This window comes from Enterococcus sp. AZ101 (genome assembly GCF_050499005.1).
Taxonomy (GTDB): Bacteria; Bacillota; Bacilli; order Lactobacillales; family Enterococcaceae; genus Enterococcus_L; species Enterococcus_L ureilyticus.
Window position 1 is genome coordinate 510611 of record NZ_JBMHEZ010000002.1, and the last position, 17576, is coordinate 528186.

Here is a 17576-nt window from a genome sequence, read left to right on the forward strand (position 1 = left end):
AAGATAAAAAGTATTGATGAAAGAGATTAAACAAGTCCGCCTATATTAGGCGTACTTGTTCCTCTTTTTAAGAAAGGGCAATCATGATGAAAAAAACGAGTTTAATGTGCTTAGCAGTTATTTTATACATAGGTTTGATAATCGGTATTTTACCCACAACAGGACAAGCAGCGCAAGAAGATGGAAGTGGGTTCACATATAAAGTCATTCAGCCTGAAAATCAACACAATAAAGATGTCGGCTATTTTGATCTCCGAATGACACCAAGCCAAGAACAAACGGTCACCATTAAAATGAACAATAGTTCAGCTGAAGAAATCACAGTAGATGTAGCGCTTAACAGTGCAAAGACGAATACAAATGGTGTAATCGAATACGGTCCATCCAAATTAGAAAAAGATGCCTCACTTAAGTATGATTTTGCTGATTTAGTAAAAGGTGAAAAAACAGTTAAGATCCCTGCAAAACAAAGTGTAGAATATAAATTAAACATAAAAATGCCAGGTTCCCAATATGATGGCGTCATTTCTGGTGGTATCTACATGATCCAAAAAGGGCAGACGGAAAGTCAAAAAGCGATGATCAAAAATGAATATGGCTACATGGTTGGAATGATTTTGACCGAAACAGATACTGCGATGAAGCCTGAGCTAAAACTTAATAAAGTTTTCGCTGATCAGCAAAATTACCGAAACGCAGTGTTCATCAATTATTCAAATACACAACCTGCCTACATCGATGATATGACCGTTGATGTTCAAGTCATGAAAAAAGGGTCGAGTGAAGTTCTTTATGATACAAAACAAAATAAAATGAGAATGGCGCCTAATTCACAAATTAATTTTCCCATTTCAATGAATGGTGAAAAAATGGTTGCAGGTGAGTATGTGGCTCATGTTGTAATCACAACAGAAAATGATGGTAAATGGACTTGGGAACAGGACTTCGAGATCACAAATGAAGAAGCAGATAAGTTTAACCAAGAAGATGTTAGTTTACTACAGGAAAGTCGAGTAGACTGGTCGTTGATCATTATAGTGGTCGCTAGTGCGTTAGGGATTATATTGATTATATTCTTTGCGGTTCGTTTCTTTAGAAAAAAGAATCAAAAGAAAACAAAAAAGAAAAAGAAATCAAGCAAGAAAAAAAGGTAGTAGTACAAAATGGTGATTAAAAGTGAAAATGTAAGGGTATTGAAATAGAGTAAATAATTAATTATTTTTGGAGGATAGAAACATGTCGATATTAGATTGGCTATTCATTGGGATACTTTCAACGGCAATCCTCTGTATTATTTTTGCGGTTGTTTTCCTAATTTCTTATTTTTTAACGAAGAAAAATAGACTAGCATTAAAACAACGTCGAACAAAAAATAAAAAGAAACGCAGAGTTTTAAAAAAGAAAATCCATTTATTGAAGCAAAAAGGTAAAAAACAAATGCAATCAGGAGTGATCTTTTTGATTTTAGGTTTGATATTAGCAGGAGGCGCCGCATTTTCCCGCTATCATCAAGCCACTAATCTAGGAAATCGTGACTCTGACGCTATCGTAGAAGGGTATTATTTATTAAACAAAACATCTGAGCAGTTAGGAACAATTGAAGGAACCACAAATATTGAAAAAACAAGAAAAAATTTGCGTGAGCTAGCAGCAAAACTGTCTGGTTTTGGGGTTCGTTACGCTGATCCAAGGCTAACGGTAGACGGACAGCAACTATTAAATCGATATTATACGCAAATGAAAGAATTAGGTCTTAACTTGAACAATCAATCGATCGAAAGTCTACAGGAAAAAACAACCTATGACAATTATTTAGCAGATATAAAAAAAGTCAAAACGATTCAAAAAAAGGTTTTTACGTATTTTAATGTGAATGAATCAGCGTTAAGTCAAAAGAAATAACATGTTAAGAAATGGCTGTGAAGCTAAATGACGAAAAAGAAAGTAAGGACTAAGAGTAAAAAAAGAAGAAAGAAAAATAAGAAACAACGACTTCTTCAAGAACTCAGTAAAGAATTAGGCATAACTTTTTTGATTGTATTGTTATGCTTATTTTTACTTTCCAGAGTTGTTTTTGCATTGCCCAAAAATGAAGGGTATGGGATGCGGGAAGCGTTGAATGATGGCGATCGTGTATATGTGGATCGACTTGGTACGCCCAAACGTTTTTCATTAATTTATTTCAAGCAACCTGATGGAAATGGAACCTCAATACGGCGAGTCGTTGGTTTGCCAGGAGAACGAATACTCTATTCCAAGGATGAACTTTACGTCGATGGACGACTTGTTGTAGAACGTTTTTTACAGAAAAAGTTAGCGCAAGCTAAAATAGATGATGAAATGATTACCGAAGATTTTGACTCCATTGCTATTTTAGGAACAACAGATGGCATTATTCCAAAGGGCAAATATCTAGTGCTTGGAGATAATCGTCACTACGCTACAGATAGTCGTTACTATGGTTTAGTCGATCGACGAGATGTGATTGGGATTGTAAAACTACGATTGTTACCTTTTTATCAGATAGGTATCCAATGAAGTGATAAAAATACGGTGGGTAACGTATTGAGATAAAAAAATGAAATGAGCGAAGTAAAAGTTAACAGCTTATAAAATCGTTGAAAAGAGAATTAGAATAATGAACTATTGAAGTCGATTGAATGAAAAAAATGTTTATTTTTTATGAAAAAAGAGATATAATAGATTGTATTTTGAAGAAAGAAGGATGAAAAAATGAAAAGAAAAACACTCTCTTTATTACTTTTAAGTTTTACAGCCGTTTTAGCTGTTGGCTGTACATCAAACAAAAGTGCTAGTGACGCATCTGATAAGAAAGAAGCTAAAACAGAATCGACAACACATGCAAAAAAATCTGAACATATCGATTATGATGATCAAGAAGAGTGGGAATTCTCTGCTGGGAAGATGCAGTCACCAATTGATATTGTTACTAAAAAAGCAGAAGTGATGACACCAGATACTGGAACAATCACAATTGATTACGGAAAAGATATTACGAAAGCTGAGAATAATGGTCATAGTATCCAAATCACAGATGGTGGTACATCCGTGATTAATGGACGAAACTTTACCTTAAGTCAGTTTCATTTTCATGCGGAGAGTGAACATACTGTTGACGGTAAACATTATCCGATCGAAGCACATTTTGTCAATACTGCCCAAGATGGACGCATTGCAGTGATTGGAGTATTTTTCAAGGAAGGTACTGAAAATAAAGGCTTCCAAGAAGTTTTAGATGACGTAAACAATGATAAAAACGATCCAATAACTGACTTAAATGATATGATTCCATCTAATAGAAGCTATTATCATTATCTAGGTTCATTGACTACACCACCACTAAATGAAAATGTGGAATGGTATGTGATGAAAGAACCTGTGGAAGTATCTTCAGCTCAAATCGAAGAATTCAAAAAATTGTATTCTCATAATAATCGAGAAGTTCAACCATTAAATGATCGATCAATTTTAGAACATGATGAATAAGTAAAATGTTGTTTGCACTAATTAGAAGTTGAAGAACGAGCCATGATGGTGTTTATCATCATGGTTTTTTTAGCAAAATTTCTACTGTTAAAGTGAATAGTCTGATGGAAATCTAAAATTTGTTTTTATTTTTTACAAAGAAGGGATGGAACCAAAATGAAAAAGAAGGGTTATCTAGTCAATTTGTTACTACTGTTAATAATCAGTTGTGTAACAGTTACTGCCTGTAACAAAACAAAAGCTCAGACGCAAAATAGCGAAAAAACGAAACTCAAAAGTCAAGCACCAGACAAAGAAACGGTTGAACCATCCAATAAAAAATTAAGCAAAAGCAACGAAGATTCACTGTCAATTGATCTAAAAAATGCGGATGCTAAAAAAATATACGAAACGTTTAATGGCCCAAATGCAGATGATATCATCACTCTTTTAGAAATGGACCATGATGATTCAGATAGGATTTTAGTAACGACGGATGGGACGATATTAACGGGGCAAATTGGAGATGAAAATGGTAGGAAAGTTGATTCTAATACGGATAAAAATAGTATAACGGTCAAAGAGCTTAAAGACTTGATTCTGTTACACAAAGAAGAAATCGATAAATTAGCCGTTCAAAATAGTCCTATAAAAGGAATGACTTGATTTGTCTCCTAGCGTGAAAAAATTCTGTTTGGAATGGCGTGTGAAGGCTAAATATGATGAAGATTGTTTTTCTGTCATAGGAGAATCCATTATTCCCCTTGTATGGAAGTAACTCTGTTAATTAGATAAATGATGATATGACAAATAAAGTAGAAATAAATACGGGTTAAGCACTAAATTATTTTAGTCAGAGTATGCTACTTTTGTTTTTTTACGCAACAAAAACGAGTGTAGCATGCTTCGAAAATTACAAGAAGTGTCACGAAATTAGTGTGAAAAGAAATAATTGGTAAAATAAAGGTTATAAAATGATTATAATATATCGATTTCAAATGTTTTTTCTAAAATAACTGTTAAAATTATTGTCAATTTGTTAAAATGAAATAGTAAAATAATTATAAAGGGGAGTATAATATGAAGAAAAAGGTAAGGACGCTGTTGTGTGGTATTCTTTTGATTGGAGGAATCACGTTCGGAGGTTTCTATGCGTATGCTAGTGGTTGGATTACGGTTGGAGATAATGGAGAAATGATATATGATACTATTGATCAAGCCAGTATTGATTTGTATTCAGATGTATCTCATGTCAGAAGTTATGATGATGGTGAGTGGGTATCTGTTCTTAAACCAGAAGATGTTGTGAAAAGCGTGAAAAATAGAGCTGGTAAGCAAGTTGATTTTTCTGAATTAGAAATTTCTTATAAAGCATATGATGACCAGCTGCGTAAGTTGGTTGATGTTTCTGAAAAAGAGGCATTAAATGATAATGGGACATTCAATTTCGACAAATACAATGTTTTTCATGTTACATTCGAATACACCTACGATAGTATGCCATATACAGGCGCAGATAAAACAATGTCCACAATTAGTAAAACAATTGAAATCTATGAAGCAGGCGCATAAAAATGACGTCAATGATTTAGTAGATTAAAACATAGTCTTAATTCCATTCATTAAGTTAAAATCTAGTCATTAGTTTTTGTAAAAATTTCTAGCCAGAACATTATGTTCTGGCTTTTTTAGTATAAATGACAATGATTTTAGCGTTGCGAAATAGTTTGTTTATCAATGAGTTTAACATTTTATTCGCTAGACAAGCTAAAATTTTCCATCTTTACTTTATAGTAAAAGGAGCGTGAAACCATGAAAAAATTTAAAGGAGCTTGTTTTTGTCAGTCTGTGCAATTTGAATTGGATTTAAAAAATTTCGATTTAGATATACGGGATTTGCTAGTTTAGAAGCAGGAGAGACGGTTCATTAGAGGGTCTCTAAATCTTACATTTTTCTGAAATTGGAGAGCGGTGGCTTTTGTAGCAAATGTGGGATTAGTTTGTTCTATCGATTTAAGCCATCAAATGAATACTTTGTACCATCAGCAATCATTACTGATTTACCAGAAGAAAAAATCAATTTTGTTGAAGAAATATTCTACGATAATAAACCATGTTACTATGAATTTTCAAATGATACAGTAAAGAAGAATGAAGTGGATTTTCAATAAGTAAAAGATGAAGCAAAAGAAAAGTTTATGAGCCGACCCCCAAAAGTTAGACCCAAAAATCTAACTTTTGGAGGTCTTTTTGTATGGCAAAATATCGTTTAGAATTCAAATTAAAAATTGTTCAAGAGCATCTTGAAGAAAAAAGAGGAATAAATTGCTTAGCAAAAAAATATGGATTTAATTCTAACACTCAAATAAGAAAGTGGATCCATGCGTATAATGAATTAGGCGAAGAAGGACTACTTCGTAGTCGGAAATGTAGGAATTACTCTGTTCAATTTAAGTTAGATGCGATAGAGTTGTATTTAACTACAGAGTTGTCCTACCAAGAAGTAGCCAATCTTCTCAAAATGAACAATCCATCATTGATTGCGAATTGGCTTAAAACCTATCGTAAGATTGGTATAGATGGACTCTCTAAACAGAAAGGACGTCCACCTACAATGTTTAAGAAGAAACGAAATGAAATCCAACCATTACCAAGTGAACAATCTCAATTAGATAAACTAGAAAAAGAAAATAGAATGTTAAAAATTGAGAATGCCTATTTAAAAGAATTGAGGAGGCTGCGTATAGAGGACGAACAAAAAATGAACGAATCGCGCGAATCATTCACAGCCTCCGAGGATACTTTCGATTAAAAGATATTCTGGAAACCCTAAGGTTTCCAAAATCCACTTACATGTACTGGCAAAAACGCCTCGACAGAACAACTTCAACACAAATGATTGAAGAAGAAATTCAAGCAATTCGTAAAGAACATCAACATTATGGCTATAGAAGAATGACACAAGAATTAAAACGACGTGGATACCAAGTAAATAAAAAGAAAGTACAGCGATTAATTCAAAAGCTACAGTTACAAGTCAACGCATTTACCAAGAAATCTAGGAAATATAATTCATATAAGGGAACCGTTGGGAAAGTAGCTAAAAACTTGATTCATCGAAGATTCAACACTTCGGTCTCTCATCAAAAAATCACGACGGATACAACTGAATTTAAATACTATGAAACAGATGACGCGGGCATTCTTCGACTGAAAAAACTATATTTAGATCCGTTTATGGATATGTATAACAGTGAAATTCTAAGCTACAGCCTTTCTACTCAACCAAACGGTAAAACAGTTATGGCAGGGTTAGCAGAAGCAATTTCTCAAACAAATGATTGTCCTTATCGCCGCACCTTCCACTCTGATCAAGGCTGGGCTTATCAAATGAATACCTATGTACAGACATTAAAGGACAACCGTATCTTTCAAAGTATGTCTCGGAAAGGAACCTGTTTAGATAATTCTCCTATGGAGAATTTCTTCAGTATTCTAAAGCAAGAATTGTATTATGGCAAAGTCTATCGGAGTCAAAATGAGTTAAGACGAGCAATTGAAAACTATATTTATTATTATAATAATCATCGAATCAAAGAAAAACTTAACTGGAAAAGTCCAGTAGAGTTTCGACAGTTCGATCAAAAAACTGCATAAAAAATAGAGTAGAAAAATCCACTCTATAAAAAGTCTAACTTTTTGGGGTCACTACATTTAGGCTATAAAGCTTGGACTCTTTTTGATACACTATATTTAGAAATAATTTGAGTGGGATGTGATTAGGATGATGATGTGTTATGAAAAATAAAAGCGTAAAAAAACAATTTTTTATTTGCTTACTCTATTTCTTGATTCCGTTGATGTTGGGTACAATAGCAAGTATCTAGATCAACCTATCCTTTTTTTTAATCACAGCTATTGTTTATAGCATCATGTTTATTTTTATGATCCCATCAGATGTTTTTTCAGCAGTACGTTAGATTATAATATAAAATCTGTTAACCCAAGTTATAAACATGAAAAACCAGATTTTGTCGGTGGGACTAAGCAACAGTTGCTCCATTTTGCGGTGGTCACGCTCGGATTAGTGGTTTGTTTGTTGCTTGTTTTGCTTGACTAATTTTGTTAAAAAAACTCGAAAGAAGGCAAAATAATGATTAAAATCAAAAAAATAACCCTAAATGACCTAACAGTACTGAAAGCATTAAGCATCAAAACCTTCACAGATACCTTTGCGAAAGACAATACTCCAGACGATTTAAAAGATTACCTTGACCAAGCATATACGGAAGAAAAATTAACTAGTGAGCTGCAAAATGAACAGTCAGAGTTCTATTTTATTTATTCAAATGAACAACTGGCTGGATATTTAAAAATCAATGTAAATGATGCCCAGACTGAAACCATTGAGAAAGATGCGTTAGAAATCGAACGTATTTATATCGATTCGAATTTTAAGAGATTGGGACTTGGAAAAATGTTATATACTAAAGCGATAGAACGAGCGAAAGAGTTGAATAAGACCGCTATTTGGTTAGGAGTCTGGGAGCGTAATTTTTCTGCGATGAAATTCTATCATAAGATGGGATTTACTCAGGTAGGCCAGCATGCTTTTTATATGGGCGAGGATGAGCAGATCGATTTAATCATGAAAAAGCATCTAAAATAATCTTTTCACTTTTGAGGACGATAATCTTTTAAGCAAAATAAACCTAAAAAATCCCCAATAACCTGTATAATAAAATCATCAGGATTGTAAGGGGGATGATCATGAAAGACGGCTTGTATTACGCAACACAATTTAGAGACAAAAAACTAAGTGTGACAGAATGGATCGATGAGCGAACGCAGCAGGTAAAAAAGCTAAATCCTGAACTCAATGCCTTTGTTGACTGGGATGCGGAAGCTGCGAAACAGCAATATGAAGCTAGAGGAGCAGAAACTGGTCCTTTTTTTGGCTTACCTATTCCTTTAAAAATGCTCGGACAAGATAAAGCAGGAATGAAGTCAACATCTGGATCTCGTTTATTTCAAGAAAACCGTGCAAATTCAACGGATAATTTTGTGAAAGGTTTAGAACGATTGGGCTTGATTCCATTAGGAAAAACCAATGCGCCAGAGTTCGGCTTTAAAAATATTTCTGATCCGACGATTTACGGACCAGCTAAAAATCCATGGAATCTTGCCTATTCACCTGGAGGTTCAAGTGGTGGCGCTGCGGCAGCCGTTGCCAGTGGGGTATTTCCAATTGCTGGAGCAAGTGATGGCGGTGGTTCGATTCGGATTCCAGCCTCTTTTAGTGGGTTGATTGGGTTAAAGCCAACACGCGGCAGTATGCCAGTTGGACCTGATGGTTGGCGTGGCTGGCAAGGAGCTTCGATCGATTTTGCTTTAACAGTTTCGATGAGAGATACCGAAACGTTATTTTATCATTTACGTGGAACCGAAAAAGCAGCGCCCTATCAAGCGCCGAAAGCTGAGTGGAGTCATCAAGCAGCGTCAGAGAAAAAAACATTGAAAATAGCTTTTTTAACCGATTCTCCTGTTGGGACACCAGTCTCAGTAGAGGCAATAAAAGCAACACACAATGCAGCAATATTTTTAGAACAACAAGGACATGAAGTAACTGAAATTTCCTATCCAGTCAATGGTCGTCAATTGATTGATAGCTACTACTTGATGAATGGTGCTGAAACAGCCGCTATGTTTGATGGGATTCAAGAGGCCATTCAGCGACCGCTTACGAAAAATGATATGGAGCTGATGACTTGGGGGATTTACCAATATGGTTTGAAGATTCCTGCAAGTCACTATACAAGATCACTTCATCTGTGGGATCTAGCGGCATATAAAATGGAGCAATTATTTGAGGAATATGATGTAGTATTAACGCCGACTACTGCTGATAGTGCGCCTAAAATAGATGCAGAACTGCAGAGTGATCAGATTCGTAAAGACTTAGCTCAAGCGGCGTCATTTTCTGATATACAGTTAAAAGACTTGATCTATGATATGTTTGAAAAAAGCTTAACGATCACGCCATTTACTCAGCTTGCGAATTTAACAGGACAACCAGCAATCAGTTTACCTACTCATATAGCAGGATCTGGTTTACCGTTAGGCATTCAATTTATGGCTTCGAAAGGCCGCGAAGATGTATTATTTCAAGTTGGAAAGTTGTTTGAGCAAGAACAGAAATTCTTATTACCAAAATTTTATCGTGAATCATAGGAGGTTCAAATGAAGAAAGTATTTGCTAGTTTTAGTATTGTTGTATTAAGTTTAGTGTTCGTTGCGTGTGGTGGCACAAAAGAGCAGACTGCTGGAAAAGATAATAGCTGGCAAAAAGTCGAAGAAGCAAAAAAATTAACAGTTGCCACTTCAGGAACCTTATTCCCATCTTCTTATTATAATGATGAAAACAAATTAACCGGCTATGATGTGGATGTCATCACAGAAGTTGCCAAACGTTTAGATGTTGAGGTTGAATTTAAAGAATACAATGTGGATGGTCAGATTACTTCCGTTGATAAAGGTGAAGCTGATTTAGCGGCGAATGACTTTGGTTTATCAGGGGACCGAGGGAAAAAATTTATCTTATCTTCTCCAATCAAGTATTCATTTGACAGCATGATCGTTCGAAAAAGTGACGATTCTGGGATTGCTTCTCTTGAAGATTTAAAAGGCAAAAAAGCAGCTGGCGAACCCAATACAAACTACATGAAAATAGCGGAAAAATACGGAGCAAAATTAGTAACCTACGATAATGCGACAAATGATCAATACCTGACAGATGTTGCCAATGGTCGGACGGATGTTATTTTAAATGATTATTATCTACAAAAAATGTCAGTCGGTGCGTTGCCTGATATTCCGGTAAAAATTTTAGAAGATGTCTACTTTAATGCGAATTTTACTGGTTTTTTAATGAAAAAAGACAGTGTTGCATTAAGTAAACAAATTGATGAAACATTAAAAGCAATGACAGATGATGGTACGATGAAAAAAATCTCTGAAACATATTTCCAAACCGATGTTTCAGTGGAGCCGAAAGAAAAAGTTGAAGAAAGTGTTTCAGTTGAATAGATGTATATACCAAAAATCGATTTTCAGTTAATGATCGACTCGATTCCCTTTCTGTTGACGGGTTTGCCTTATACACTTGGCATCAGTGTCGTGACGTTTTTGATGGGAAATGTTCTTGGGATTCTGTTGACTGTATTAGGAATGTTGCCTTCGAAAGTAATCAAAGGGTTCGTTCGCTTTTATATTTCGTTTTTACGGGGAGTTCCAGGGTTGGTTTTGTTATTTCTTTTATATTTTGGACTACCTTATCAATTAAGTGCGTTGACCGCAGCTTGTATTTGTTTTAGTTTGACCAGCAGTGCGTTTATTGCAGAAATCTATCGTGGATCGATCGCTGGAGTTGAAGCAGGGCAGTGGGATGCGGCGTATGCGTTAGGTTTGCCATTTGGAAAAGTGATGCGTAAAATTATTTTGCCGCAAGCTTTTCGGATTTCGATTCCAGCATTAGGCAATGTGGCGATGGATTTGTTAAAAGGCACGTCATTAGCTGCAATGATCACGATTCCTGATATTTTTCAAAAGGCCAAAATCGTGGGTGGAAGAACCTTTGATTATATGACGATGTATATTTTGGTGGCAGTGATTTATTGGCTGCTTTGTGTAGCGATTGGTTGGGGGCAAAGTTGGTTGGAAAGATATTATATCAATCGCTACAAAGGGAAACCCAAAGTAAGAGTATAAAATAATTCTGTGTAAGTAGCGACTAATTGTGGAGCTACTTATGCAGATTTTTGTCTGATGTTATAACGAAAATGACTAATTATGATTCTTTTATTCTCAAAAAACGAGTATAATTACCTTATAGAATAATTAAAAATAGAAAGTAGGCAAAACAATGGATAAGAAAGAAATAAAAGAGACAAGCCAATTTTTAGTAACAGAATATAAAGATAGTCTTATGAATGGATTTAAAGAAACGCCTAGTCAGTTTATGATGCGCATGAATGTAGACTCAAAAGTTGAAGAATCTGTACGACCATTATTAAATCAGGCAGAGCAAGAATTTAAAGAAAACATTAAATAGTAGCATAATACTAGTTTAGGGAGAGGATAATATGCTCGTTTATATTTGTTGTGCAGGCGGTATGACGTCTAGTATGTTTTGCCAAAAAATCGCAAAAGCAGCAGATCCTAAAGCAGTTTATTTTGGGCAACTCCATGATGTGATTGCCGATTTTGAGAATTTATCTACTCTGTACCCCACACTGATTGCGTATGGTGGCGAAGCGGAGATCAATCAACTAACGTTAATACCAATTTTTAAACCGTATGTTAATCGTGTGATGGTTTGTCCGCAAGTTCGGTATAAAACGGCAAGCTTACAAAAACTTCTTTCGCCTTTGGCTATTCCTTGTGTAGATATTGATATGAAAACGTTTGGCAATATGAATGGTGAAAAAGCTTTGCAAGAGATTTTATCATTTAAAAAAGAGTAGAAGTAGATTTGAAAGGAGTTAAATATGAAGGATGTTTTTATTAGTGTGATTCACGCATTTATCTTTTGGGTTATCGTGTTACTTATTTATCTTAGGATGAAAACGGTAGAAAAGAAAACGACAGAAAGAGTGGTCGGGATCGTACTTAGTAAAAGCACGTATAAAATAGAAAGTTCTGATGGAACAAATTATGGTAGAGTGTCATTGGTTGAATATACAATCAATAACAAACAATATAAAAGAGAATTTCAAATCAATCAACTGATCTATTTCCATAAAATACCTATAGGTCAGAGAAAAGGACTGCCCGTTCATTCCAAGGTTGAATTACGCTACAATCCTACTAACGTCAATCAGATATTTTCTACAGTGGATAACCAATTTGGAAAGCGATTTATGATTTTTTTCTTTTCTATATTTGCTGTTTTTTTTACATTATTTTCTATTCTGTTTTTGTTGAAAGAAATGGGTCTCAATTTTTAGGTTTTGATGTTCCTTTATTTAAAATAGGAATGTGTAAGATCTGGTTTAGTACATATAGATGAATAGTTTTTTATCGTATATCTAAAATATTTAGTGTTTGTAAGGAGAAAAAATGGTTCAATTTAAAGGGAATAAACAGTCAAAAGATAAAACGATTCTTAGGGATGTAACATTAAGATATTCTAGCTATTTTTTGCTGCCAACAGTTGTTGGTAGTCTTTCTTTTATAGTAGGTTTTTTCTTAGTAATAGTAGGTATGGGAATTGTAATGGCTCTTTTTAATATCCCAACTAAAAATTTGACGACCGCACAAATTTGGATCGTATCAATCACACTTTGTCTTTTTTTGATAGTTATCTCTCACTATTTACAGAAGTGCTACAATAAACTATTTTATAAAAAAATATCTTTAGTGGAGCTTGGAAAGTATAGGTTTAAGTTAATAATTAATGAAGAGGTATTTGAATATCGAAAAACAGCTATTTTGAAAGTTAGAAAAATTAGGTTTAGTGGAAAAGCAAGAATGGTATCGGAAGCTAAAATCGTCATAAAGATGAACAATCGGACATTTCGATTTTCATCTGATAAACAGTCGAATGAAATAGATTCGCTGAATCAGCATTTATTGCAGTGGAAGTCAGATCGTTCAACTTATCATTAGGGGGGGAATACCAGGGCTAATTTAGTTTTAATCTGTGCTGAAAAGAGCTTCTTAAAAAGGAAAGTGAGAAGCTTTTGGAAGAGGATGTCAATGCTAAAATGAAAGAGAGTTATTTTAGCATTGACAAAAATAAAAAGATACTTTATATTTATGGTATCGATATCATAGAAGGAGACAGCCGATGGCCACAATCAAAGATGTTGCAAAAAAAGCTGGTTTATCCGTTTCCACGGTTTCGCGTTTTTTAAACCATCATCCGTATATTTCAGATGATAAAAAAGAACGAATCCAACAAGCAATGGATGAACTAAACTATGCACCGAGTGCAATTGCCACACAACTTCGCTCAAAAAAATGTACAACGATCGGTGTGTTGATTTCTAGAATCACCAATCCATTTTTTTCTTATTTAGTAGATGCAATCGAAAAACAAGCAAAGGAACATGGATACCAACTGCTGATCATGCAAACTTATGATGATCCAAAAGCAGAGCTGAAAATGCTGGAGTATCTAAAACAGCAAGTTGTCGCAGGTGTGATCATGACATCAATTGAAAGCGATTCACAAGTGATTGAAGACTATTCAAGCTATGGACCAATTGTGCTATGTAATGAAAAACTAGATGGAACAGAAATTCCCAATATTTCTACCAATCAAGAAGCAATCAGTTATGAGGCAACGAATTATCTCATCCAGAAAGGCTATCACAAAATCGCTTATTGTACCGGTGGGAATTTAACCATTGGTGGACATGGGCAACAACGAACCAAAGGCTTTGAACGGGCGCTGTCTGAACATGAGTTATCCATTAAAAATAAGTGGATCTTTAAACAAGTCCATAACATGGAAGATGGTCAAAAAGTAGCGAGAGAAATACTAAGTCTACCTAAAAATGACAGACCGGATGCTGTCTTTAGTGGAAGTGACGAGGTCGCTATTGGGATTATTCAAGAAGTGCTTCAGCAAGGATTACATGTACCAGAAGATTTGGCTGTATTAGGGTTTGATAATCAGCCAAGTACAAGTATTATTGCTGTTCCTCTCACAACAATCAATCAGCCAACGACGGCTTTAGGGATCGAAGCAACGAAATTGATGGTTGCTTTGCTTGAAGGAGTAACTTACAAAGTAAATAAAAAAGAACTTATTTTATCGCTAATTGAGCGTAAATCCACTTAGGTGGATTTATTCTTATGGAAATATGGTATCGATACCACAAAGAGTGAAAGGATGAATAAATAGTGAGTATAGAAATGATAAACAAAAATTGGTGGGAAAAAGAAGTGATTTATCAGATTTATCCTAAAAGCTTTAAAGATTCAAACAATGATGGAGTGGGGGATATTCAAGGGATTCGAGAAAAGCTGCCTTATTTAAAAGAGTTGGGGATCACTACGGTTTGGATTTGTCCGATTTTTACGTCTCCAATGGTGGATAATGGCTATGATATTTCTGATTTTGAAGGGATTAATCCTGAATTTGGGACTATGGCTGACTTTGATCAATTGTTAAAAGATGCGAATAAGTTGGGAATCAAAGTGATTTTAGATTTAGTCATCAATCACACCTCAGATGAACATCCTTGGTTTCAAGCGGCATTAAAAGACAAAGAAAGTCCGTATCGAGAGTATTATATTTTTAAAGAAGGAAAAACTGAACCAAATAACTGGCGTTCGATTTTTGGAGGTTCAGTTTGGGAAAAACTTCCGAATGAAGATACTTATTATTTTCATGCTTTTGACAAAAAACAGCCTGATTTGAACTGGGAAAATCCTAAGCTGCGTCAAGAAATTTATGGAATGATCAATCGTTGGTTAGAAAAAGGAATTGCAGGTTTTCGGATCGATTCGATCACTTTTATCAAGAAAGATCAAGATTTTTCTAGTTTACCTGCGGATGGTGTAGATGGTTTAGCTTCTTGTAAAAGTAAAACAAGAAATCGGCCTGGCATTGAGCGATTTTTAAATGAATTGAAAGAAGAGACTTTTGAGAAATATAACTGTGTAACAGTAGGTGAAGCACCAGGTGTGCCTTACGAGGAATACGGTGATTTTATCGGTGACGGTGGGTATTTTTCAATGATTTTTGATTTTAATTATTCCGATATTGATGTTGAATCTGGCTCTGACTGGTTTAAGCGAACGAATTGGACTACAAAGGAATTCAAAGAAAAGCTAAAACGATCACAAGAAGTGTTGCAAGCCAATGGCTGGGGCGCTAATTTTATTGAAAATCATGATCAACCGCGAGCGGTCTCAAAATTTATCAAGCCTGAGTTTCAGACGAATGAAGCTGCTCAAGCGATCGGTATGCTCTATTTCTTTCTACGTGGAACACCATTTATTTATCAAGCGCAAGAGTTGGGCATGCAAAATGCCGAACGTAAAATAATCGATCAATTCAATGACATTTCAAGTATCGATAATTACTATCGCTCGATTCAAGAAGGCTTCACACCGGAAGAAGCGTTGGGATTTGTCAATCAACGAAGTCGTGATAATACACGTACACCATTTCCTTGGGATGCTAGTCAATATGGTGGATTTTCTGATACGACGCCATGGCTTTCGATGACCGAAGAATATCCAACTCGAAATGCACAGTCTAATCCTGTACTAGCGCATTATAAACAGATGATTGCACTGCGACAACATGGGGCAGTAAGTGATGTTTTAACGAATGGTACAATTGTTTTCTTAGAGAATGTACCAGACAATGTGATTGCATATAAACGGGTATTAAAAGACAGAGTTGTTTATTGTTATACCAATTTGAGTGATACTGAGGAGCTAGTTTCTTTAGACGCTGGCTCAATTGATTTATTTTTAAATTCTCATGATGATTTAGTCAGTGAAACAAATGACGTAAAGCTTCATCCTTATCAAAGTGTTTTGTTTAAAAAAATAAATGAGGTGAATGGCAATGGCAATTAACTACAAACAAATTGGAGAAGAAATCATCAGCATTGTTGGGGAAGAGAACATTACAGGAATTACCCATTGTGCAACACGTTTACGTTTAGAAGTGAAGGACCGTTCAGTAATTGATGATAAAAAAATTGAGAAAATTGATCAAGTAAAAGGGGTGTTCTTCAATGCTGGTCAATATCAAATTATTTTAGGTACTGGTATTGTTAATAAAGTGTATGATTCATTAGTTCAAAACAATCATGAATTGTTAGAAAAAGAAACGACCTTAGAAGAGATGAAACAGCCAAGTAATCCAATCAAACATGCGATCCGCACGCTTTCTGATATTTTTGTTCCAATTATTCCAGGCATCGTAGCAACTGGATTATTTTTAGGATTGAAGGGTGTCTTTTTAAATGATAGTGTTCTAGCCTTTTTTGGAACATCAGCAGATAAAATTCCAGAGTTCGCGTTAGTTCTATTAAGTGTGTTGACAGATACTGTTTTTGCCTTTTTGCCGGCATTGATTTGTTGGTCGGCTTTTAAGAAATTCGGGGGAACGCCAATTATAGGTTTTGTGATTGGCTTGATGTTGGTCTCACCAATGTTACCGAATGCTTATTCCGTGGCAGATCTCAATAGTGGAGTGGAACCGTTGATGGCGTTTGGCTTTATTCCAATCGTGGGGTATCAAGGTAGTGTTTTAACTGCACTAGTCATTGGTCTTTTAGGTGCAAAATTGGAAAAAGTACTGCGGAGAAAAATGCCGAATTCTTTGGATTTAATGTTCACGCCTTTTGTCGTTATTTTAGTAATGATGTTGACCGGGCTATTAGTTTTAGGACCAATTTTGCACGTTGTTGAAAATGGGCTGGTGTACTTGATTACAGGCTTGATTAAATTACCGTTTGGGATCGGTGGTTTGTTGATCGGTTTCTTGTATCCTCTAGCGGTTATGACAGGAATGCACCATCTATTTATTATGATTGAAACAAGTTTACTCGCAACGACTGGCTTTAATCCGCTGATTACATTATGTGCGATGTATGGATTTGCCAATGCGGCGGTCAGTTTTGCTGTGAGTGTGAGAGCCAAAGACAAAAATGTAAAAGTTATCGGAACCAGTGCTGGGGTGACACAACTGTTAGGCGTAAGTGAACCTGCTTTGTTTGGGATCACCATTCGTTATGGGATGAAACCGCTAGGAATTATGCTTGGTTGTTCTGCATTAGGCGGCGCTGTTTTATCTTTACTAAATGTGCAAGCGAATTCATATGGTTTAGCGGTGATTCTGTCTCCATTGATGTATATTTATAGCTCTTATCAATTGGTGACCTATATCGTAGTTGGGATTTGTATCTTTATTTTATCTTTTGTACTGACTTATTTGTTCGGTGTGCCAAAAGAAGTGATGATGTCCGATGATGAATATTTAGGAGAACAGCAATGAATCACTAAATGAACAAAGCAATTGAGTGGTAACCAAGGCTTAGGTGTAACTAGTGATTATTGAT

General features: G+C 35.2%; 19 protein-coding genes. All 19 read left to right on the forward strand.

Annotation, left to right across the window (positions count from 1 at the left end; genetic code table 11):
- The first annotated feature begins 83 nt into the window (after positions 1-83).
- The 19 genes from IGJ50_RS11765 (at position 84) to IGJ50_RS11855 (ending at position 17512) form a co-directional block, all read left to right on the forward strand.
- Positions 84-1154, forward strand: coding sequence for a DUF916 and DUF3324 domain-containing protein (locus IGJ50_RS11765; RefSeq protein ID WP_429950549.1), 1071 nt, complete (start codon positions 84-86; stop codon positions 1152-1154).
- 82 nt (positions 1155-1236) lie between these two features.
- A complete protein-coding gene (locus IGJ50_RS11770; RefSeq protein WP_429950550.1) occupies positions 1237-1902 on the forward strand; it encodes a hypothetical protein in 666 nt (221 codons plus the stop codon).
- A gap of 27 nt (positions 1903-1929) precedes the next feature.
- Complete coding sequence (gene lepB / locus IGJ50_RS11775) at positions 1930-2538, forward strand: signal peptidase I (protein ID WP_429950551.1); 609 nt, start codon at positions 1930-1932, stop codon at positions 2536-2538.
- Between the two features lie 195 nt (positions 2539-2733).
- Positions 2734-3507 carry a carbonic anhydrase gene (locus IGJ50_RS11780; protein ID WP_207121750.1) on the forward strand — a complete coding sequence of 258 codons (774 nt, stop codon included), beginning with the start codon at positions 2734-2736 and terminating at the stop codon, positions 3505-3507.
- A gap of 156 nt (positions 3508-3663) precedes the next feature.
- On the forward strand, positions 3664-4152 hold the full coding sequence (locus tag IGJ50_RS11785) for a hypothetical protein (protein WP_429950552.1): 489 nt from the start codon (positions 3664-3666) through the stop codon (positions 4150-4152).
- 414 nt (positions 4153-4566) lie between these two features.
- Positions 4567-5058: a hypothetical protein gene (locus IGJ50_RS11790; protein WP_429950554.1), complete on the forward strand. Its 492-nt coding sequence runs from the start codon at positions 4567-4569 to the stop codon at positions 5056-5058.
- Positions 5059-5486: 428 nt separating this feature from the next.
- A complete protein-coding gene (locus IGJ50_RS11795; RefSeq protein ID WP_429950556.1) occupies positions 5487-5657 on the forward strand; it encodes a hypothetical protein in 171 nt (56 codons plus the stop codon).
- Positions 5658-5740: 83 nt separating this feature from the next.
- A protein-coding gene (locus IGJ50_RS11800) for an IS3 family transposase (protein ID WP_429949650.1) occupies positions 5741-7143 on the forward strand; the annotation gives its coding sequence in 2 pieces (ribosomal slippage) (positions 5741-6287 and positions 6287-7143; 1404 coding nt in all).
- A gap of 496 nt (positions 7144-7639) precedes the next feature.
- Positions 7640-8155, forward strand: coding sequence for a GNAT family N-acetyltransferase (locus tag IGJ50_RS11805; RefSeq protein ID WP_429950558.1), 516 nt, complete (start codon positions 7640-7642; stop codon positions 8153-8155).
- Between the two features lie 101 nt (positions 8156-8256).
- Positions 8257-9717: an amidase gene (locus IGJ50_RS11810; RefSeq protein ID WP_429950560.1), complete on the forward strand. Its 1461-nt coding sequence runs from the start codon at positions 8257-8259 to the stop codon at positions 9715-9717.
- A 9-nt stretch (positions 9718-9726) separates the two neighbouring features.
- Positions 9727-10572, forward strand: a complete 846-nt coding sequence (locus IGJ50_RS11815) for a transporter substrate-binding domain-containing protein (RefSeq protein ID WP_069639580.1) — start codon at positions 9727-9729, stop codon at positions 10570-10572.
- Positions 10573-11253, forward strand: a complete 681-nt coding sequence (locus IGJ50_RS11820; protein ID WP_429950562.1) for an amino acid ABC transporter permease — start codon at positions 10573-10575, stop codon at positions 11251-11253. It abuts the gene before it with no gap.
- A 154-nt stretch (positions 11254-11407) separates the two neighbouring features.
- Positions 11408-11596 carry a hypothetical protein gene (locus IGJ50_RS11825; protein WP_069639578.1) on the forward strand — a complete coding sequence of 63 codons (189 nt, stop codon included), beginning with the start codon at positions 11408-11410 and terminating at the stop codon, positions 11594-11596.
- A gap of 31 nt (positions 11597-11627) precedes the next feature.
- Complete coding sequence (locus tag IGJ50_RS11830; RefSeq protein WP_429950564.1) at positions 11628-12008, forward strand: PTS sugar transporter subunit IIB; 381 nt, start codon at positions 11628-11630, stop codon at positions 12006-12008.
- A 24-nt stretch (positions 12009-12032) separates the two neighbouring features.
- Complete coding sequence (locus tag IGJ50_RS11835) at positions 12033-12491, forward strand: hypothetical protein (RefSeq protein WP_429950566.1); 459 nt, start codon at positions 12033-12035, stop codon at positions 12489-12491.
- Positions 12492-12603: 112 nt separating this feature from the next.
- Positions 12604-13152: a hypothetical protein gene (locus IGJ50_RS11840; RefSeq protein WP_069639575.1), complete on the forward strand. Its 549-nt coding sequence runs from the start codon at positions 12604-12606 to the stop codon at positions 13150-13152.
- 181 nt (positions 13153-13333) lie between these two features.
- Positions 13334-14332 carry a LacI family DNA-binding transcriptional regulator gene (locus IGJ50_RS11845; protein ID WP_207121423.1) on the forward strand — a complete coding sequence of 333 codons (999 nt, stop codon included), beginning with the start codon at positions 13334-13336 and terminating at the stop codon, positions 14330-14332.
- Between the two features lie 74 nt (positions 14333-14406).
- Complete coding sequence (locus IGJ50_RS11850) at positions 14407-16086, forward strand: glycoside hydrolase family 13 protein (protein ID WP_429950977.1); 1680 nt, start codon at positions 14407-14409, stop codon at positions 16084-16086.
- The gene (locus IGJ50_RS11855; protein ID WP_069639573.1) at positions 16076-17512 is read left to right on the forward strand and encodes a PTS transporter subunit EIIC; all 1437 of its coding nucleotides are present in this window, start codon (positions 16076-16078) and stop codon (positions 17510-17512) included. Before IGJ50_RS11850 ends, IGJ50_RS11855 begins: the two co-directional genes overlap by 11 nt.
- The last annotated feature ends 64 nt before the right edge of the window (positions 17513-17576 follow it).